This is a genomic window from Micromonospora sp. NPDC003944 (assembly GCF_053605225.1).
Genome location: NZ_JBSGIV010000050.1, coordinates 35,836 through 53,055, shown reverse-complemented (window position 1 = coordinate 53,055; position 17,220 = coordinate 35,836). Strand labels below are relative to the sequence as shown.

The window sequence follows — 17,220 nt, the reverse complement described above, 5'->3', positions numbered from 1 at the left end:
GGGTGGGGCGGGGTGGGGTGGGGCGGGGCGGGGCGGGGCGGGGCGGGGCGCCGCCGGGCGGCGGGGTGGCGCGGGTTAGGCGACGTTGATGGGGCGGAACTGGACGCTTACCCGGGGGCCTATCGGGCGGGTGGTCTTGGGGATGGCGTGTTCCCAGGTGCGTTGGCAGGAGCCGCCCATGACGATCAGGTCGCCGTGGCCCACCGGGAAGCGCAGGCTCTCGCCGCCGCCGCGGGGGCGGAGCAGCAGCGGGCGGGGTGCTCCGAAGGAGACGATCGCGACGACCGTGTCGGTGTGTGCCGATCGGCCGATGGTGTCGCCGTGCCAGGCGACGCTGTCGCGCCCGGAGCGGTAGAGGCACATGCCGGCGGTCACGAAGGGCTCGCCCAGCTCGGGTGCGTAGTGCCCGGTCAGCGCGGCCCGCGCCTCGGTGAGCACCGGGTGCGGGAGCCGAGCCTCGCCGTCGTACCAGCAGAGCAGGCGGGGCACGTCGACCTCGTTGTCGAACATGGTGCGGCGTTCGGCGCGCCAGGGCACCTCGGTGAGCAGGGTGTCGAGGATCGCGTCGGAGCCGCGCACCCAACCGGGGAGGTGGTCGACCCAGGCGCCCCGGCTGAGCTGGTGTCGGCGGATCTGGCCGGGCAACGGGCCCAGGGTCGGCCCGGCGTCGGCCAGGTCGAGCATCGACGGCTGGTAGGCGGCCTGCGTCATACGGCCACCCTAGCAGCACTTTCGTACACCCGTGCTAGTGGCGGCTGGCGTTAACCCCGGCCACGATCGTGCTCGACCCCTGATGTAGTGGCCTCGTGAGTGCGACCGTGACCGTCGGCGGCGGTCAGCCGGTGATCGGAAGGGTCACGGCCTCGAAGACCGCGTCCACCACCCGGGCGCGGCCCTTGCCGTCGACGCTGGACCAGGCACGCGCGGCGAGCGCCGCGCGTCGCGGCGGCGAGCTGAGCAGCCCGTGCAGGGTCCGCGCCGCCGTGGCGCGGGCGGCTCGTCCGGCGACACCACCGGCGGTCAATTCCGGCAGGTCGCCGAGGCCGGCGACCAGGCCGTGCCGCACCACCCGGGTGTACGACTCACGTTGGTTGTCGACGACGCAGACGAGTGCGCTGGGCGCGCCGAGGCAGCAGAGTTCCCAGGTGGAGGTGCCGGCGGCGCTGACCACCAGGTCGGCTCCGGTGATCAGGTCCGGTAGCGAGGTGGTGGGTGGGACCGGTCGGATGATCTGCCCCCGGCCGGGGGCGACGTCCTCGACCTCGGCCTCGATCTCGGGTCGCCCGACGATGACGGTGAGGTCCATCGGGTGGCCGGTGGCCACCAGCACCCGGGTCAGGACCGGGGCGGCGCCGACCGCATCGGTGCCGCCGAAGAAGGCCAACACCCGGGGCCGACCGGCCACCGTGGCGGGCGGGGCGACCGGCGGCCGGGCGCTGGTCACGGTGTCGCGCAGCAGGGCGTACCCGCTCCCGGCGAGCAGCCGACCGGGCAGCCCCGCCCGAAGACCCGACCCCGACCCCGCCCCCGGCATCTCCGCTCCGAAGTTCTGGTCGAGGTAGAGGTCCGCGACCTGCCCCCGGCTGTCGCCGTCGATGATGGCGAGGGTGTACACGCCGGCGTCGCGCAGGGCGCCGGCGCCGGCCGGGTCCAGGTCGTAGGAGTCGAGGACGAATACGTCCAGCTCGTGTCGGCGGGCCGCCTCGACCAGGTCGGCCGGCGAGTCCGGGCCGGGGAGCAGGGAGATGCCCCGCGCGGTCAGCTCCGCGGTGGCCCAGTCGAGCCGTTCCACGGTGCCGAACACGGCGACGTGGGCGCCCCGGGCGAGGAACTCCTCGGCGAGCGCCAGGCAGCGGACGAGGTGCCCGACGCCGCGCTGGGGTCCGGCGTCGCAGCGCAACCCGACCCTGAGGGTGCTCAGGACTCCTCCAGCTGCTTCTGGCGGACGTCGGCGTTGAGCGTACGCAGCCGGGGCTGGCCGTCGAGCCAGTCGGCGAGCTTGGCCAGCGGCACGCTGACGTCACCGAAGTGGTCGATGATGGCGCTGACGAGCGCCCAGTCCTGCTCGGTGTCGAGGGTGAGCCGCAGTGCGGAGCGGTCCGGGGTGAGCGTCACCCCGAGCACCCGGAACAGCTCCGGGTGGGTGTACGCGTACGAGGTGACGTGCACCCGGTGGTGGTCGGTGGCGAGCCGGCCCAGGGTACGGAGTGTCTCCGCTCGGATGATCTCGACGTCCAGCCCTCGGGGCAGGGTCCGGGCGATCGACGTGCTCGCGTAGTCCAGCCCGGGGACCGCCCGGTACACCGACGCGACCAGGGCGATGATCTCCGGGTCGAGCAGCGGGCAGTCGGCGGTGAACCGCATGACGGCGTCGCCCGGGTGCGCGTCGAGGGCGCCCACGAACCGGTCCAGCACGTCGTCGACGGGCCCGCGGTGGCACGGCACGTCCAGTCGGGCGCACTCGACGGCGACGGCGTCGTCGACCGTGTCGGTGCTGGTGGCGACCACGAGGTCCGCCAGGACGCCGCTGTCCCGGGCGGCCCGGACGACCCGGCCCAGCACGGAGCGTCCGGCGAGCGGGCGGAGCACCTTGCCGGGCAGCCGGGACGACCCCATGCGGGCCTGCACGATGCCGACGATCCGTGGCGTCGCGTCGCCGGTCACTGCTGCTCCTCCTGCTGCTTGGGGGCGAGCACCGCGGTGGCCCGGCGTTTGGCGGCGCGGGCGCCCCGCTTGGCCAGCCGGGCCGGGGTGATGGCGAGTCGGCCCACGCGGTAGCTGATCGACCCGCTGAGCAGGCTGATCGTCGTCTCGGCCCGGCGCAGCGCCCGTTCCCGGGAGGTGAGCAGCTCCTCGGTCCACGCGGTCAGCGCGGCCAGCCGGGTGAGTTCCTCGCGCTGGCGCAGCCACGCCTCGCGCAGCTGCTGGTAGCTGTGCCCGCCGACAGGCGGGTCGGTCGGCGCGACCGCGTGCAACTCGCTGGCGAGGTCGACGGTGCCGTCGGCGTCCAGCCCGTGCAGCGCGGCGGCGATGGCCGCCTCGGCCTCGACCGCCTCGCTGACGGTCGCGCGGTCGAGGTCGTGGCCGGCGAGGCCGCCGAGCACCACGGTCAGGCCCGCGACGTCGAGAGTGGACGACCACGGGTGGGCGTACCCGCCGGTGAGCAGGCCCGCCGCGAAGCGCCACAACGCGCGGGCGAGCACCACGTCGGCGGGCAGCGCGGCGGTGACCCGCCAGCTCGGGTCGAGCACCGCGTACCGTTCGCCGTCGACCACCACGTTGTCGGTGCCGGCAAGCGCCGCCGCGCCGGCGATCCGGCCGTCGGCGTCGGCCTGGCCGGTGAGCCAGCCCGCGTACCCGTGCAACAGCGCACGCAGGGTGGCCAGGTCGCGGCGCAGGGCCGCGTCGAGCAACAGAGTACGCAGCAGCCGGCCGGACGGCACCGGCCCGGACAGCGCGTCCGCGTCCCGGTACGCGGCCGCACGGCTGGCGAACGGCGCGGCGGCCGGCCTCTTCTCGTCGGTCGCCGGGATGAGGCCCCAGCGCCAGCCGGACGGGCCGTGCAGCACCTCGAGCACCCCGATCCCGGGGCGGCCGGTCTGCACGAGAGCCACCGGCAGGTGCCGGTCGACGGTCGGCGCGGTGGGGTCGGTGGGCCGGCGGGCGAGCGTCAGCCAGGCCGGTGCGAGGTCGGCGGCGCGCCCGGCGTGCAGCGCGTCCACCGCCAGCCGTGCCGGGTCCTGGAGCACCGTGGCGCTTGTGAAACCGCCGGCGCAGGCACCGTGCAGCACCGCGTCGAACAGGCCGGAGCCCGCGTCCCGGTCGAGGTGGTCGGCGTCCAGCAGCGCCGTCGGGGCGGTGACATCGGGGTACGCGGCCCAGCACGCGACCGGCCGCAGCCCTGCCGCGCCGAGTCGCTCGCGTAGCTGGTCCCGGTTGGCCGGGTGGGCGCGGTCCAGCACCCCGCCGATCGTCCAGGCGGAGTCGTCCCGGCGGGCGTACCAGGGGGTGGTGTCGACGAGCCGGTGCAGGCCCAGCGGGTTGTCCAGGCGCACCAGCAACGCGCCACCCGGTCGTACCGCGGCGACGAGTCGTGCCAGCACGCCGTCCCAGCCGAGCCGGGTGCCCTCCACCGACTCCACCGGGTCCAGCCCGGCGGCCGCGATCACCACGTCGTACGTCTCGTCGTCGGGCAGCCCGGCCGGACCGCCCACCACCACGCGGGTGGCCCGGTGCGCCAGCGCCACCGCGTCGGGGTGGCTGCGCAGCAGGCAGGTCACCTCGGCGTGGGTGAGCTGGTCGAGCAGCGCCGGGTCGTGTGGACCGGCGACCAGGACCCGGGCGCCGGGCGGCACCAGCCGGGCGGCGAGCGCGGCGAGGGGACCACCGTTGGCCAGCCGTTCCTGCGGCAGGTCCGACCAGGCCAGCATCTCGCCGCCCGGCAGGGTGATCCGGTCGGCGGGTGCCGTCTCAGTCGTCACGGTCTTCCTCTTCCTCCTGGAGGTTCGCCCAGCCGAGCAGCTCGCGGAGCTCGGCCGGCGTGCAGCGGTGGTCGGTGCCCAGTTCGGCGCGGGCGATCTCGACAGCGGTGGGCAGGTCGACAGTGGCGCCGTGCAGCTGTGGCCACTGCCGTCGGATCCGGGCGGTGCCGCCGAAGGTCGGGTCCTCGTTGGACAGGATCATCGGGTCGCCGTAGACCGCGGGCTCGCACCCCGCCGCGATTCCGTAGAAGATCGCGCTGGTCAGCCGGTTGGAGGCTACCCGGCGGTGCCGGCGCAGCTCGGTGAGCTGCCGGTCGAGGAACTCCGGGTCGGTGTCCTTCCACCAGTGCCCCCGGTAGCCGTGGCAGATCACCCGGAACCCGGCACGCTCGTAGAGCCGGCGGACGTTGCGCATCCGGTACTCGTGCCAGTAGAGGCAGACCGTGACCGGACCGGGCTCGGTGTCCTGGATGAGGGCGATCAGTTTGCGGTGGTCGCCCTTGACGTGCTGACCCTCCCAGCCGTGGAACGGGTACCAGATGGTGCCCTCCCGTTCCTCCGCCGGTGGCTCCTCGGGTCGCAGGGCCAGCAGGTAGCTGAACGGCGCGCCGATGACGACCACGTTGCGTCGCCCCACCGACCAGGCCCGGCGGCGGGTCTGCTCGGACCAGAGCAGGCTGGGGGTGTACTCGGCGTACGGGTGCCCGGGGGCGAGCCCGTCGCCGATGTTCCAGCCGTGTTGCACGTACCCGTTGATCCGTGGTGGGTGCCGGTCGCCGAGGCCGGCGTAGCGGGCCAGCACGTGCGCGTGGCCGTAGAAGTGGTTGGCGTGGTGCATCAGGTTCCCATCAGGCGGCGGAACGCACCGAGTTGCCCCGCACCGCGGCGGTCAGCGCGTCGATGACGCGGTCCTGGTCGGCGTCGCTGAGGCCCGGGTAGAGCGGCAGCGACAGCTGCTGGGAGTAGAACGACTCGGCCACCGGGCAGGATCCGCGTCGGTACCCCAGGTCGGCGAAGGCCGGGTGCCAGTGCACCGGGATGTAGTTGACCTGGACACCGATGCCGGCGGCCCGCATCCGGTCGTACACCTCGCGGCGACGCCCGTCGAGCACGCGGATCGGGTAGAGGTGCCAGGCCGGGTCGGCCCACGACCTGCGGGCCGGTGTGCGCACGCCGTCCAGGTCGGCCAGCGCCTCGTCGTAGCGGGCGACCAGGGCGGTCCGACGGGCCGTGAACTCGCCGAGCCGACGCAGTTGGCTGCGCCCCAGGGCACAGAGCACGTCCGGCAGCCGGTAGTTCAGCCCGAACTCGTGCACCTCCTGGTGCCAGCCACCCTCGTCCGGGAAGCGCAGGTCGTCGCGGTCGCGGACCACGCCGACGCCACGGAACCGACGGGCTCGCTTGAGGACCTCCGGGTCCAGCGCCGCGACGGCACCGCCCTCGGCGGTGGTCAGGTTCTTCGTCGGGAAGAACGAGAACGTGGTCAGGTCGGCGAGCGAACCGACCGGCCGACCGTGGTACGTCCCGCCGATCGAGTGCGCCGCGTCGGCGAGCAGCAGCGCGTCGCTGCCCTCGACCGACGTCCGCAGCGCGTCGTAGTCGGCCGGGTGGCCGGCGTAGTCGACAGCGGCGACGACCTTCGTCCGGGAGGTGACCGCAGCGGCCGCCGCCGCCGGGTCGAGGCAGAACGTCTCGTCGTCGACGTCGGCGAACACGATCGTCGCGCCGAGGGCCACCGCGCTGCTCGCGGTCGCCACGAACGTCATCGGGGGTACGACCACCTCGTCGCCCGGACCGACCCCGGCCGCCGCGTACGCCACGTGCAGCGCCGCGGTGCCGTTGGAGACGGCGGCGACACCGACGCCGCCGGTCCAGCGCGCGAGGTCGGCCTCGAAGGCGTCGACCTGCGGGCCGGTGGTGAGCCAGTCGCCGCGCAGCACGTCGGCGACTGCCGCGACGTCGTCCTCGCTGATCGACTGCCGGCCGTACGGGAGCATCCCCGTCACCCGTTGATACCGAGCATGTCGCGCAACTGCTCGACGGTGAGCCACTCGTCGTTGGTGTCCGACTGGTAGGCGAAGCCGTCCGGCACCGGGTCGCAGTCAGCCGGCGGCTGGTAGCCCCAGGTGGCGATGGTCGGTTGCACGATGAACCGGCCGTCGGCGCGCAGCGTCCGCCGGCTGTCGTCCGGCGCGATCATCTCCTCGTGCAGCTTCTCGCCCGGCCGGATCCCCACCTCGTGCGTGGTGGCGTCCGGGGCCACGGCCTCGACCAGATCGAGGATGCGCATGCTCGGGATACGCGGCACGAACAGCTCGCCGCCCTGCATCTGGTCGAACGAGTCCATGACGAACTGCACGGCCTGGTCGAGGGTGATCCAGAAGCGGGTCATCCGCTTGTCGGTGATCGGCAGGCTCTTGCCCTCGGCGGCCAGCCGGCGGAACAGCGGGACGACGGAGCCACGGCTGCCCACCACGTTGCCGTAGCGCACCACGGCGAACCGGGTGGGGTGCTGGGCGGCATAGTGGTTTGCCGACACGAACAGCTTGTCGCCGACGAGCTTCGTCGCGCCGTACAGGTTGATCGGGCTGGACGCCTTGTCGGTGGAGAGCGCGATGACCTTCTTGACACCGGCCTCGATCGCCGCGTCGACGACGTGCTGGGAGCCGGTGATGTTTGTGGCGATGTACTCGGAGGGGTTGTACTCCGCGGTGTCCACCTGCTTCAGCGCGGCGGCGTGCACCACGTGGTCGACGCCGTGCATGGCCCGGGTGAGGCGGTGCCGGTCCCGGATGTCGCCGATGAACCAGCGCAGCCGCGGGTCGTCGCCGAGCTGCTGGCGCAGCTCGTACTGCTTGAGCTCGTCGCGGGAGAACACCACCACGCGGGCGGGATCGGCCTCGTTGAGGATGTGCCGGAGGAACGTCCTGCCGAAGGAACCAGTTCCCCCGGTGATCAGAATGGACGATCCATTCAACTCACTCAATGTGGTGCTCCCGTGTTCGTGGATGAACGAGCGGCCCTGGGTCGGCCGACCGGGGTGAGACGCTAGCCATGGTGGGTTAACTCCTCGGCGCTCGTGGGTGAACCGCAACCCCTGCCCCCGTGAATGGCGGGCACCGCCCAGGCGAACACTTCCGACCGCGCGGGATGGGGGCTGACCAGGCCGGATCGGGCCGCTACAGTGACCGCGCGAACGACCCGGCGGCCCCGCGCGCAGCCGGCTTTCGTGTTCACCCGACATTCACACCAGCTTGGTGCGAGCGGGCCACCCCCAGCGTCACCACCGCCGGCCGACGGGCTCGTCGGATCCGCGCGGGCCCGGCCCGGCCGGCAGTTCTGGAGGCGTTGATGGCACCCGGTAGTGACGTGGCCGAACGGCCGGCGGTGGCGGTCGAGACGCCGAGTGACCGACCGGCCCGGCGCTGGCTGGTGCCGCTGCTGCTCGTCGTCGGTTGGGTGCTCAGTGTGGCCTGGCGGATGTGGTGGTCCCGACACGTCGTGCTGCCGATCGCCCACACCGACGAGGACAGCTACCTGAACACCGCCCGCGCGCTTGCCGGTGGCCCGGGGGGTTTCAGCAGCGAGAACGACCTGTTGCGCCGGGTCGGCTACCCGATGCTGATCTCGCCGGCGTTCCTCGGAGACCGGGACTTCACCGACAGCTACCGTCTGGTCCAGCTGATCAACGCGATGGTCAACTCGACACTGCTGCCGCTGGCGTACCTCTTCGGTCGCCGCCTGTTCCAGCTGCGCCGCTCGTACGCGCTGCTCGGCGCGGTCGCCGCGGCGACCCTGCCGGCCACCGCCTTCTACGCGGGCGTGGCCATGATCGACGCGGTGATGGCGCCGCTGGTGGTCGCCTGGCTGCTCGCCGTGCACCGCTGGATCTCCCGGCCCGGCCCGCTCGCCGCCGCCACCGTCGGTCTGCTCGTCGGCGGGTTCCACCTGCTGCACTCGCGCGGCCTCGTGATCGTGGCAGTGCACGCCGGTCTGGTGCTGGTGCTGTTCGTCCGTCGCCGGATCAGCCCGCCGGTGGTGCTCGCGGCGCTGCTGCCGGTGCTCGCCATGGCGCTCGTCAACGAGGCCGCCATCCGTCACCTCGGCGGCAAGGTCTACCTGCTCGGCAGCACCCCCGGCGGCGGCACGCTCGAGGCGGTCGCCTCCGCCCAGGGCGTGGTCCGGGTAGGCGCGGCGGTCACCACCCAGCTCTGGTACCTCGTGGTGATCACGTTCGGGATGGCGGGGGTGGCCTGGGCCGGCGCCGTGCGCGAGCTGTGGCGTCCACGCCACGGTGACGCCGCCCGCTGGACCATGGGCGTGGCGCTCGCGGTGACCGTCGGGGTGGCCGGCGGCGCGTCGGTGATCCTGTCCGGCATCACCGGCAAGCCGCTGGACGCGATCTACGGCCGCTACGTCCAGATGCTCGCGCCGTTCTGGCTGCTCGTCGGGCTGGGGGTGCTGTTCACCGCCGGGTGGCGGGTGGTGCTGCGCCGGGCGGCCGTCGCGGTCGCGCTGCTGGTCGGTGGCGGCGCGCTGATCGCGGCCCGACTCGCGTACGTGGCCAGCCAGGGTCACCAGCTGCGGTACGGCGGTTTCAGCGCGCCGGACCTGGTGGCGTTGACCGGGGGCCTGCGGGAGCTGCGACCGGTGGTCGGGTCGCTCGTCGGCATCGCCGGCTGCGTGCTGCTCGTCGCCGCGGTCCGGGTGCCCCGCCTGCGGCTGCCGATCCTCGGTGCCCTCGTCGTGGTCAACCTCGTCACCATGCAGGTGATCGACGAACGGATCGTGCGACCGACCGCCGAGAGCACCGCGCCGACGCCCCGGGTGGCCGACGTGGGCGTACGCCCCGGCGAGCGGGTGTGGGCCTCGACCGGCGTGCACTACGTCCTTCGGTTCAACCTCAGCCACCAGGTGACCTGGAGCGACGTCCGCTGGTTCGGCGTCGGGCAACCGCCGGCCGCCGCGCAGGTGGTGTTCGCCCGCTGGGCACCGGGGCAGGCCGACGACTGGGACGGCACCGCGTACGGCTTCGTCCGCCTCGGCGGCAACCCGGAGCAGCACTGGGCCGCCTGGCGACGGGCCTGACCTCCCACGCCCCGGCGGACACCGCTATTCGTGAACGGCGGATGTCCACCGGGAGCACGGTCGGTTAATGGTTGCGGTCCATTGCGGAAAAATGTCTGACAATCAGCGCGGACGGCGGTCCGCCCGAGCCAGGGAAATCGGGATGACGGTGATTTCCCGGCCGTCGGACAGCTCCTGTCGTGGGGTGCCCTCGACGAATCGGAAACGTCGGTTCATCTGTCGTACGACGGTATTGTGGCCGAGCACCTCGCCGTCGAGCCGGTCCAGCTGCAGCCCGTCGAAGGCGTACTCGACGGCCTCCCGCATGACCCCCAGCCAGGCGGGCAGCGTCTCGTCCCGCCCGGCCAACCCGTCGGCGTCGAGATAGAAGCCCCACGCGCCGGTGCGGGGGCCGTCCAACCGCAGGTCGAAGAAGGTGACCACGCCGCACGGACGGTCGTCGCGGACGTACACCAGCACCCGCCGGGACGGGTCGTCGCGGACCGCCGACCACCACCTGGCGTGCTCCTGGGCGGTGATCTCGTGACTGGTCTTGCTGACCTGTCGATTGGTTTCCTGATTACGCCAGGACAACATCAGATGAACGTCGTCCGCCGTCGCTTCGCGCAGCACGTGCGTCTCGCTTTCCTAGCCGTTCACGTCGGGTCCCGGCACCTTACCCGGGCCTACCGGGAAATCAGATATCCATTCGTTGGGTTGTAGACTGCGCCGCATGAACGAATTGAGTCGCGCGCAGATCCGCGACCTCATGGCTCAGGTGCTGAAGAACCAGGACAAGGAGCTGCCCGCAGACGACGCGGCGCAGTTGCGGGAGATCGGCTTCCGGTCGCTCGACTTCTCCGAGCTGGCCCTGCGGGTGGAGGACGAGACGGGGGAGGAGCTCAACTTCGACGCCCCCGGGCTGCGTCGCATCGCCACCGTCGGGGACGTCCTCGACTTCCTCGTCGAGCTTCAACACCAGTGACCGTCGCGACGTCGCGCCACCCCGCCGCCGGGCACACGGAGCCGGCCGGTGTCGACAACCGGCTCGTCGTCGGTGGCGCCACGCTGACCTGGCGCTCGCTGCCGACGCCCACACTGCCCGATCCGGGCGCGGTGCTGGCCCACGCCGCGGTGCACGCGCTCACCGCGGCGCGGCAGCACGCCGTGTACGGCACCGAGCTGCTGCTCAGCACCGTGAGCCGGGTCGACGCGGCGATGCGCGCCGAGCTGTCGGAGGCCGGGTTCACCGTCGGCGTCCTCGACGACGACGGCGTGCACCCGAGCGCGCCGGCCCAACCACGCGCCGCCGAGCCCGGCCGGCTCTGGCTGTTGACGTCGGGCTCCACCGGGCGTCCCAAGCGGGTCGGGCACACCCTCGACACGCTGACCACGGTGCGGGCCGACCAGCCGGACCGGACCTGGCTCTGCCCGTACGCTCCCGGCACGTACGCCTGGTGGCAGGTGGTCACCCTGTCGCTGACCCAGCCCGGCCAGCACCTGGTGGTGGTCGAGCCCGACGAGTTGGACGACTGGCCCTCGGTCGCGGCCGCACACGGGGTCGACGCGGCCTCCGGCACCCCGACCTTCTGGCGTCGTACCCTCTACCGCGACGCCGAGGCGCTGGCCCGGGTGCCGCTGCGCCAGATCACCCTCGGTGGAGAGCCGGTGGACCAGGCGATCCTGGACCAGCTACGCGAGGTCTTCCCGACGGCCCGGATCTCCTGGATCTACGCGTCCTCCGAGGTGGGGGCGTCCATTGTGGTGCACGACGGGCGAGCCGGGTTCCCGGTCGACTGGCTGGAGCGGGAGACCCCGGGCCGGCCGACGCTCTCCGTCCGCGACGACGAGCTGGTGGTCACCTCCCCGTACCACGGTGCCGGTCTCACCGGCCCGGTCCGCACCGGCGACCGGGTGCAGGTGCACGACGGCCGGGTGCTGATCACCGGCCGACTCGACTCCGACGAGATCAACGTCGGTGGCAGCAAGGTCTCCGCAGGCGTGGTCCGCGGCGTGTTGGCCGAGCACCCGGCGGTGGCCTGGGCCCGGGTGACCGGCCGCCGTGCCCCGGTGCTCGGGCGGATGGTGGTCGCCGAGGTGGTCCTCGCCCCGGGCTCGGCGTCCACCATGGACATCGACGAGACCGCGCTGGTCCGCTGGTGCGCCGACCGGCTTCCCGAGCACGCGGTGCCGCGCCGCATCCGCGTCCTGACCGACATTCCCGTCAAGGAGACCCTGAAGAGCGATGTCTGAGCCCGCCGACACCCAGCTCGTCCCGCCCAGCTCCGTGGTCCTCGTCTCCGGTGGTTCGCGTGGCCTGGGTCTGGCCATCGTCACCGACCTGCTCGACGCGGGCGTACGCGTGGCCGCCTTCGCCCGCACCATCACCCCGGAGTTGGAGAAGCTCGCCGCCGAGCACCCCGACCGCGTGCACGTCGGTTCGGTGGACGTCACCGACCTGCGCGCCGCGCAGAGCTTCGTCCGGGAGGTGGAGCAGCGCCTCGGCCCGATCGACGGCATCGTCAACAACGCCGCCATGGGGCAGGACTCCCTGCACGCCCACACCGCCACCGACGACATCGCCCGGATCATCGAGACCAACCTGACGGCCCCGCTGCAGCTGACCCGGCTGGTCATCCGCCGGATGCTGGCCAAGGGGCTGCGCGGGCGGATCGTCAACATCACCTCGATCTGCGGGCAGCGCGGTTTCCCCGGTCTCGTCGCGTACTCGGCCACCAAGGGCGGCATGGACGCCGCCACCCGATCGCTCGCCCGCGAGCTGGGCGGCCGGATGCTCGTCAACTCGGTCGCGCCCGGCTTCTTCGCCTCGGAGATGTCCGCCGTGCTCGGCCCGACCCAGCTCGACCAGATCGTGCGCCGCACCCCGACCGGTCACCTGACCGAGCCGGAGGAGGTCACGCCTGTGGTGCGGATGCTGCTGCGGGAGCACACCAACATCAACGGCCAGGTCATCGTGGTGGACGGTGCCGCCGCCATCTGACCTGCGGCCAGTTCCCTTCGCGGTGCAACCGGTGCGGCCGGTCGGCGGTGCTCGGCCGGCCGTGTCGCCGGGGGCGGGCAGCACCGCCGTGCCCCGCCCGGTGCCGGCACCGGGGGTGGGCAACGCCGCCGTGCCCCGCCCGGTGCCGGCGTTGCTTGCCGCCGCCGAGCAGCACCTGCGCATCGGGTCACCGTCCGCGATGGCCGCCGCGGTGACCCGCAGTCACCTCGACGACGGACGCTGCGTCGGCTGGTACGGCCCGTCGGTGCCCGGCTGGCGGGTGGCGATCGACGCGGAGCGCGTTGCCGCCCCGGTGCCCCCGGCGTTGGCCCGCCGGTTCGGCACGGGTGACTTCTGGGCCCGGTGGACCCGCACCGAGTGCCACTGCAAGCTGGCCGACGTGCCGATCGCGATCTGGTGGCGCCGCCACGGCCTGGGCACGCCGGCCGACAACTCGGCGGTCTGGCGAACTCTACGGCTGGCCGACCTGATAATCACCGTCGGCCTCGCCCCACCCCTCCCGCCCCAGCCCTTCCCGCCCCGCGATCTTGCACTTTCGGACGTCGAATTACGGCTTTCACGCCTGAAGTCGGGACAGTAAGTGCAAGATCGGCGGGCCGGCCGGGGCAGGCCCCTGCCCTTGCGCTCGATCATGGAGTTGTGGTGCCTCCCAGAAGGGGCACCGATGGGCGAAACGCCCACCACAACTCCATGATCGACGGGGCGGGGGCGGGGCGAGGCGGGGCACGGCACGGCGGGGCGGGGCGGGGGTTCTAGATCAGGTTCCAGGTTAGGGGGGTTCCTCGGGGAACGTCGGTGGTGAAGGTGCGGCCCAGGACCCTGTCGATCTCGACCGGGGCCAGCCCGCCGGCCGGTCGGATCGAGCGGACGTTCTGCGCGGTCACCGGGTCGCCGGCCCGGACGTCCTCGACCACGAAGAGCGACCGGCGGAAGCGCAGCCCTTCCCGCTCGGCGGGGGTCGGGCCGATCGCGGTACCGCCCAGCGCGGCGTACGCCCGGCCGGACTCGGCGACCAGGGCCGTGAGTTCCGCCGGGTTCAGGGAGAAGTCGGAGTCCACCCCGCCGTCGGCCCGGTCCAGCGTGACGTGCTTCTCGATGAAGCAGGCGCCGAGCGCCACCGAGGCGACCGCCACTCCGATGCCTGGCGTGTGGTCGGAGAGCCCGACCGCCACGTCGAACGCCCCGGCCAGCACCGGCAGTCGGCGCAGGTTGCTGTCGGCCGGGGGCGCCGGGTAGGACGCGGTGCAGGCCAGCAGGATGATGCCCGCCGCACCACCGTCGCGGGCGGTGCGTACGGCGGCGTCGATCTCGGCGACCGTCGCCATTCCGGTGGAGATCACCATCGGCTTGCCGGTGCTGGCCACGAGCTGGATCAGTGGCAGGTCGACAAGCTCCGACGACGCGATCTTGTACGCGGGCGCGTCCAACGACTCCAGTAGCTCCACGGCTGTCGCGTCGAACGGCGACGAGAAGACGGTCAGGCCACGCTCGCGGGCCCGCTCGAAGATCGGGGCGTGCCACTCGTACGGGGTGTGCGCGCGCTCGTAGAGGCGGTACAGGTTCTCCCCGCCCCACAGCTCGTGCCCGCTGGAGATCCGGAACGCCGGGGTGTCGACGTCGATGGTGATCGTGTCCGGCCGGTACGTCTGGAGCTTGAGCGCGTGCGCCCCGCTCTCGGCCACCGCGTCGACGATGGCCAGCGCCCGGTTCAGATCGCCGTTGTGGTTGCCGGACATCTCGGCGACCACGAACGGTCGCTCCCCGGCACCGACCGCGTGCGGTCCGATCTTGATTGTCGCCGTCATTCCGACCTCTGCTCAGGTACGTCCGCACCGGGGTGCGGTGGTGCTGTCGTCGCCCACCCGGCGGGTGGGCGACCTGGAAAACGAGGGCGCCGGGAGCCGCCCCGGCTCCCGGCGTGCTGTGCGGTGGGGGCGGTCACGGCAGGCGGTTGCCGGCCAGCGCGTCGTGTCGCTCCGGCGGGCGCCCACCATCGCGCGTCGGCGTCGCGCCCGCCCCTCGGCCCGGCTCCTCGTCGGCAGCGGGGGAACCGCTGTCGGCGCCACCCACCGGGGCGGGCCGACGCAGGCGGCCAGCGACCCGGTGGGCCTGGCGCAGCGCCGAGTACGCCAACCAGTCGCCCCGCCCGACGAGGCGGTGCTTGAGCCCGGTCACGCCCGGGGGCAGCGGGTAGCCGCCGGTGGGCAGATACCGACGGTAGTGCGCGGCGGCCCGGTGGAAGAAGGCGCGGCGCAGGTGCGGGTGCAGGCGACCGTCGTTGCCCACCACCACCAGGTAGTGGCTGATCATCAGCTCGAACAGCTCGGCCTGCAACCGCTCGTCCGGGTGCTTCCGGGCGACCCAGTCCATCAGCCGCTCGTACTGGGCGAAGGCGTCGAAGTGCCGGCCGCTGCGGGTGGAGGTGATCGCGCCCTGGCGGCCCTGGCGGTACAGGTAGCAGACCCGGTCCAGCACGGAGATCTTCTCGGCCCCGATCAGCAGGGGGTGGCTGAACGGGATGTCCTCGTACCAGCCGGGGAAGAACCGCAGCTCCAGCTCGTCCATGAAGTCCCGGCGGACCACCTTGTTCCAGGCGGTGTGCTGCACCCGCAGCAGTTGCGGCTGGTCGGCCAGCCGGGTCACGTCGGGAATTCCGCGCAGTAGCGGGCTGCTCGCGTCGACCTCGCGGCGGCCGTCCTCGTGCACCCGCAGGTGGTCGAGCATCAGCACGTCGGGCTGGTGCTGGCGCAGCCGGTCCAGCACCGCGGCGATCGTGCCCGGCGGCAACCAGTCGTCGCTGTCGACGAACCAGACGTACCGGCCGGTGGCCACGTCGAGCCCGGCGTTGCGGGCCAGCCCCAGCCCCACGTTGGTGCTCAGGTGCACGACGCGGACGCCGTCGTGGCCGGCGGCGTACGAGCGGAGCATGTCGCCGCAGCCGTCCGGGGAGGCGTCGTCGACGGCGACCAGCTCGACCGCGTGCGACTCGGCCGCCGGGATGTCGGCCCTGATCGACTCGAGGCACTGGTACAGGTACGCCTCGACGCCGTACACGGGCACGACGATGCTCAGCAGCGGTGCGTGCGTCGGCTCATTGACCACGTCCGCCACCTTCGACGACCCGGGTGGCCGGCCCCGGAACCTGACGTTGCCGCCGACTGTGGAATCTCTGAACTCCCGCCCAGCGGAAGGTTAACGGCGGTCGGCGGGCGTTCCCCGGTTCGGTGATCGCCGGCTGGTGGGGCGGGTGGGACACGTCCGGTTCACCCGGGAGTGACCCGGTAGGGTGCCTCGGTGCGGCTCTGCCGGGCCGCCGCGGGCGTCGCCGTCGTGCCGTCCGACGCCGCGCCGAGGAGGATACGACAGTGCTGGTGACCCTGCCGAGCGTCGGGATCCCGGCATGACGAGCGCCGCCGCGGTGTCGGCCACGCGGTCCGTGTCCGCCCCGCCGCGGCTGCCGTCGCTGACCGGGCTGCGGTGGATCGCCGCCCTGCTGGTCTTCGGCTTCCACGCCGGGACGATGCGGATCATCGCCGAGCCGGACTACAAGGCGGTGGTCGACGGGCTGTTCACCCTCGGCCTCTCCGGGGTGCAGTTCTTCTTCATCCTCAGCGGTTTCGTGCTGGTCTGGTCGGCCCGCCCGGGGGACTCCCGGCGTACCTTCTGGCGGCGGCGGGTCGCCAAGATCTACCCGAACCACCTGGTGCTGTGGGCGGCGACGCTCGTGGTGGCCTGGTGGTTCGCCGACCCGGTCCTCCCGGCCGCCGCGCTGGAGAACCTGCTGCTCCTACAGGCGTGGGACCCCCGGCCGGGCTGGTTCTACAGCATCAACACCGTCAGCTGGTCGCTCTCCTGCGAGTTCTTCTTCTACCTCTGTCTGCCGCTCGCGCTGCCGCTGCTGCGCCGGGCCCGACCGAAGCTGCTCTGGGCGCTCGTCGTCGCACTGCCGTTGCTGATCCTCGCGCTCTGGCCGGCGCAGGAGCTGGTGCCCGAGGTGAGCCGGTGGTGGTTCACCCAGATCTTCCCGCCGGTGCGGTCGCTCGAGTTCTGGTTGGGCGCGGTGGCGGCCGAGTTGATGCGCCGAGGTCTCTGGCGCGGTCCCGGTCTGGGCGTGGCCAGCGGGATCTTCGTGGTCACCTGGGTGGCGGCCGCGCAGTGGATCCGCGCCGAGCTGTGGACCACGCTGCTCGCGGTCGCGTACCTGTTGGTGATCACCGCCGCCGCGGACGCGGACGTGCGCGGTCGGCGCTCGCCGTGGCGGTCCCGGCCGTTGGTCTGGCTCGGTGAGGTCTCGTTCGCCTTCTACCTGGTGCACGTGCTGGTGATGACGAGCGTGCTGCGCTGGAGCGGCACCTGGGGGGTCGGCTTCGAGGGCTGGCACGGCCCGGCCGTGGTGCTCGGTTTCCTGGCGGCGAACCTGGTCCTCGCCGGCCTGCTGCACCGCTTCGTCGAGACCCCGATGATGCGCCGCCTGGCGCCGCGCCGTCCGGCCCGTCCGGCGCCCGTGCCCCGGCAACGCGCGGCCGGCACCCAGGCCGCCGGCAACGACACCGCGAGCTTGGCCCGGAGCGAGGCCGCAGACGAGGTCGACCCGGCCGACGGTCGATCACCGTACGTCGACAAGCGCTGACAGCGTCCACCCTGGTCAGC

16 protein-coding genes are annotated in these 17,220 nt (G+C 72.9%); 6 read left to right on the top strand and 10 right to left on the bottom strand.

All coding sequences use genetic code 11. The annotated features are described in order from the left end of the window. Positions 1-75: 75 nt before the first annotated feature. From ACWER9_RS22995 to pseB, 7 genes are all read right to left on the bottom strand, one after another. Positions 76-711 (bottom strand): alpha-ketoglutarate-dependent dioxygenase AlkB, encoded by a 636-nt coding sequence (locus tag ACWER9_RS22995; protein ID WP_452303790.1) that lies wholly within the window; start codon positions 709-711, stop codon positions 76-78. A gap of 124 nt (positions 712-835) precedes the next feature. Beyond that, entirely contained in the window at positions 836-1,921 is a 1,086-nt protein-coding gene (locus ACWER9_RS22990) for a PseG/SpsG family protein (RefSeq protein ID WP_452303793.1), read from the bottom strand. Further along, a complete protein-coding gene (locus ACWER9_RS22985) occupies positions 1,918-2,664 on the bottom strand; it encodes a cytidylyltransferase domain-containing protein (RefSeq protein WP_452303789.1) in 747 nt (248 codons plus the stop codon). The genes ACWER9_RS22990 and ACWER9_RS22985 overlap by 4 nt, the downstream gene beginning before the upstream one ends. After that, a complete protein-coding gene (locus ACWER9_RS22980; RefSeq protein WP_452303788.1) occupies positions 2,661-4,481 on the bottom strand; it encodes a class I SAM-dependent methyltransferase in 1,821 nt (606 codons plus the stop codon). The genes ACWER9_RS22985 and ACWER9_RS22980 overlap by 4 nt, the downstream gene beginning before the upstream one ends. Further along, positions 4,471-5,319, bottom strand: a complete 849-nt coding sequence (locus tag ACWER9_RS22975) for a hypothetical protein (protein WP_452303787.1) — start codon at positions 5,317-5,319, stop codon at positions 4,471-4,473. Before ACWER9_RS22975 ends, ACWER9_RS22980 begins: the two co-directional genes overlap by 11 nt. Positions 5,320-5,329: 10 nt before the next feature. Further along, on the bottom strand, positions 5,330-6,487 hold the full coding sequence (locus tag ACWER9_RS22970; RefSeq protein ID WP_452303786.1) for a DegT/DnrJ/EryC1/StrS family aminotransferase: 1,158 nt from the start codon (positions 6,485-6,487) through the stop codon (positions 5,330-5,332). Then, on the bottom strand, positions 6,484-7,467 hold the full coding sequence (pseB, locus tag ACWER9_RS22965) for a UDP-N-acetylglucosamine 4,6-dehydratase (inverting) (RefSeq protein ID WP_354970645.1): 984 nt from the start codon (positions 7,465-7,467) through the stop codon (positions 6,484-6,486). The genes ACWER9_RS22970 and pseB overlap by 4 nt, the downstream gene beginning before the upstream one ends. A gap of 365 nt (positions 7,468-7,832) precedes the next feature. Between pseB and ACWER9_RS22960 the strand changes: the two genes are divergently transcribed. Continuing rightward, positions 7,833-9,569: a hypothetical protein gene (locus ACWER9_RS22960; RefSeq protein ID WP_452303785.1), complete on the top strand. Its 1,737-nt coding sequence runs from the start codon at positions 7,833-7,835 to the stop codon at positions 9,567-9,569. A gap of 102 nt (positions 9,570-9,671) precedes the next feature. Here ACWER9_RS22960 and ACWER9_RS22955 read toward each other — a convergent pair whose 3' ends face one another. Continuing rightward, the gene (locus ACWER9_RS22955) at positions 9,672-10,181 is read right to left on the bottom strand and encodes a GNAT family N-acetyltransferase (RefSeq protein ID WP_452303784.1); all 510 of its coding nucleotides are present in this window, start codon (positions 10,179-10,181) and stop codon (positions 9,672-9,674) included. Between the two features lie 100 nt (positions 10,182-10,281). Here ACWER9_RS22955 and ACWER9_RS22950 point away from each other — a divergent pair, with 100 nt between their 5' ends. Genes ACWER9_RS22950 through ACWER9_RS22935 form a run of 4 tightly spaced genes read left to right on the top strand, consistent with a single transcriptional unit; the run spans position 10,282 to position 13,150 of the window. Then, positions 10,282-10,533, top strand: coding sequence for an acyl carrier protein (locus ACWER9_RS22950; RefSeq protein ID WP_091401397.1), 252 nt, complete (start codon positions 10,282-10,284; stop codon positions 10,531-10,533). After that, positions 10,530-11,801: an AMP-binding protein gene (locus ACWER9_RS22945; protein WP_452303783.1), complete on the top strand. Its 1,272-nt coding sequence runs from the start codon at positions 10,530-10,532 to the stop codon at positions 11,799-11,801. Before ACWER9_RS22950 ends, ACWER9_RS22945 begins: the two co-directional genes overlap by 4 nt. Further along, entirely contained in the window at positions 11,794-12,549 is a 756-nt protein-coding gene (locus tag ACWER9_RS22940) for an SDR family NAD(P)-dependent oxidoreductase (RefSeq protein WP_238677121.1), read from the top strand. Before ACWER9_RS22945 ends, ACWER9_RS22940 begins: the two co-directional genes overlap by 8 nt. Before the next feature lie 31 nt (positions 12,550-12,580). After that, positions 12,581-13,150 (top strand): hypothetical protein, encoded by a 570-nt coding sequence (locus tag ACWER9_RS22935; RefSeq protein ID WP_452303782.1) that lies wholly within the window; start codon positions 12,581-12,583, stop codon positions 13,148-13,150. A 172-nt stretch (positions 13,151-13,322) separates the two neighbouring features. On the opposite strand, the gene pseI is transcribed toward ACWER9_RS22935, so the two are convergent. Then, positions 13,323-14,375 (bottom strand): pseudaminic acid synthase, encoded by a 1,053-nt coding sequence (pseI, locus tag ACWER9_RS22930; protein ID WP_452303781.1) that lies wholly within the window; start codon positions 14,373-14,375, stop codon positions 13,323-13,325. 133 nt (positions 14,376-14,508) lie between these two features. Continuing rightward, on the bottom strand, positions 14,509-15,672 hold the full coding sequence (locus ACWER9_RS22925) for a glycosyltransferase family 2 protein (RefSeq protein ID WP_452303780.1): 1,164 nt from the start codon (positions 15,670-15,672) through the stop codon (positions 14,509-14,511). 298 nt (positions 15,673-15,970) lie between these two features. On the opposite strand from ACWER9_RS22925, the gene ACWER9_RS22920 reads away from it, so the two are divergent. Continuing rightward, complete coding sequence (locus tag ACWER9_RS22920) at positions 15,971-17,200, top strand: acyltransferase family protein (RefSeq protein ID WP_452303779.1); 1,230 nt, start codon at positions 15,971-15,973, stop codon at positions 17,198-17,200. The last annotated feature ends 20 nt before the right edge of the window (positions 17,201-17,220 follow it).

Excerpts from the sequence above, each read along its gene's own strand:
- ACWER9_RS22975 (WP_452303787.1), bottom strand. The coding sequence starts at position 5,319 with ATGCACCACGCCAACCACTTCTACGGCCACGCGCACGTGCTGGCCCGC.
- ACWER9_RS22920 (WP_452303779.1), top strand. The coding sequence starts at position 15,971 with ATGACGAGCGCCGCCGCGGTGTCGGCCACGCGGTCCGTGTCCGCCCCG.
- ACWER9_RS22940 (WP_238677121.1), top strand. The coding sequence starts at position 11,794 with ATGTCTGAGCCCGCCGACACCCAGCTCGTCCCGCCCAGCTCCGTGGTC.
- ACWER9_RS22995 (WP_452303790.1), bottom strand. The coding sequence starts at position 711 with ATGACGCAGGCCGCCTACCAGCCGTCGATGCTCGACCTGGCCGACGCC.
- ACWER9_RS22950 (WP_091401397.1), top strand. The coding sequence starts at position 10,282 with ATGAACGAATTGAGTCGCGCGCAGATCCGCGACCTCATGGCTCAGGTG.
- ACWER9_RS22960 (WP_452303785.1), top strand. The coding sequence starts at position 7,833 with ATGGCACCCGGTAGTGACGTGGCCGAACGGCCGGCGGTGGCGGTCGAG.
- pseI (WP_452303781.1), bottom strand. The coding sequence starts at position 14,375 with ATGACGGCGACAATCAAGATCGGACCGCACGCGGTCGGTGCCGGGGAG.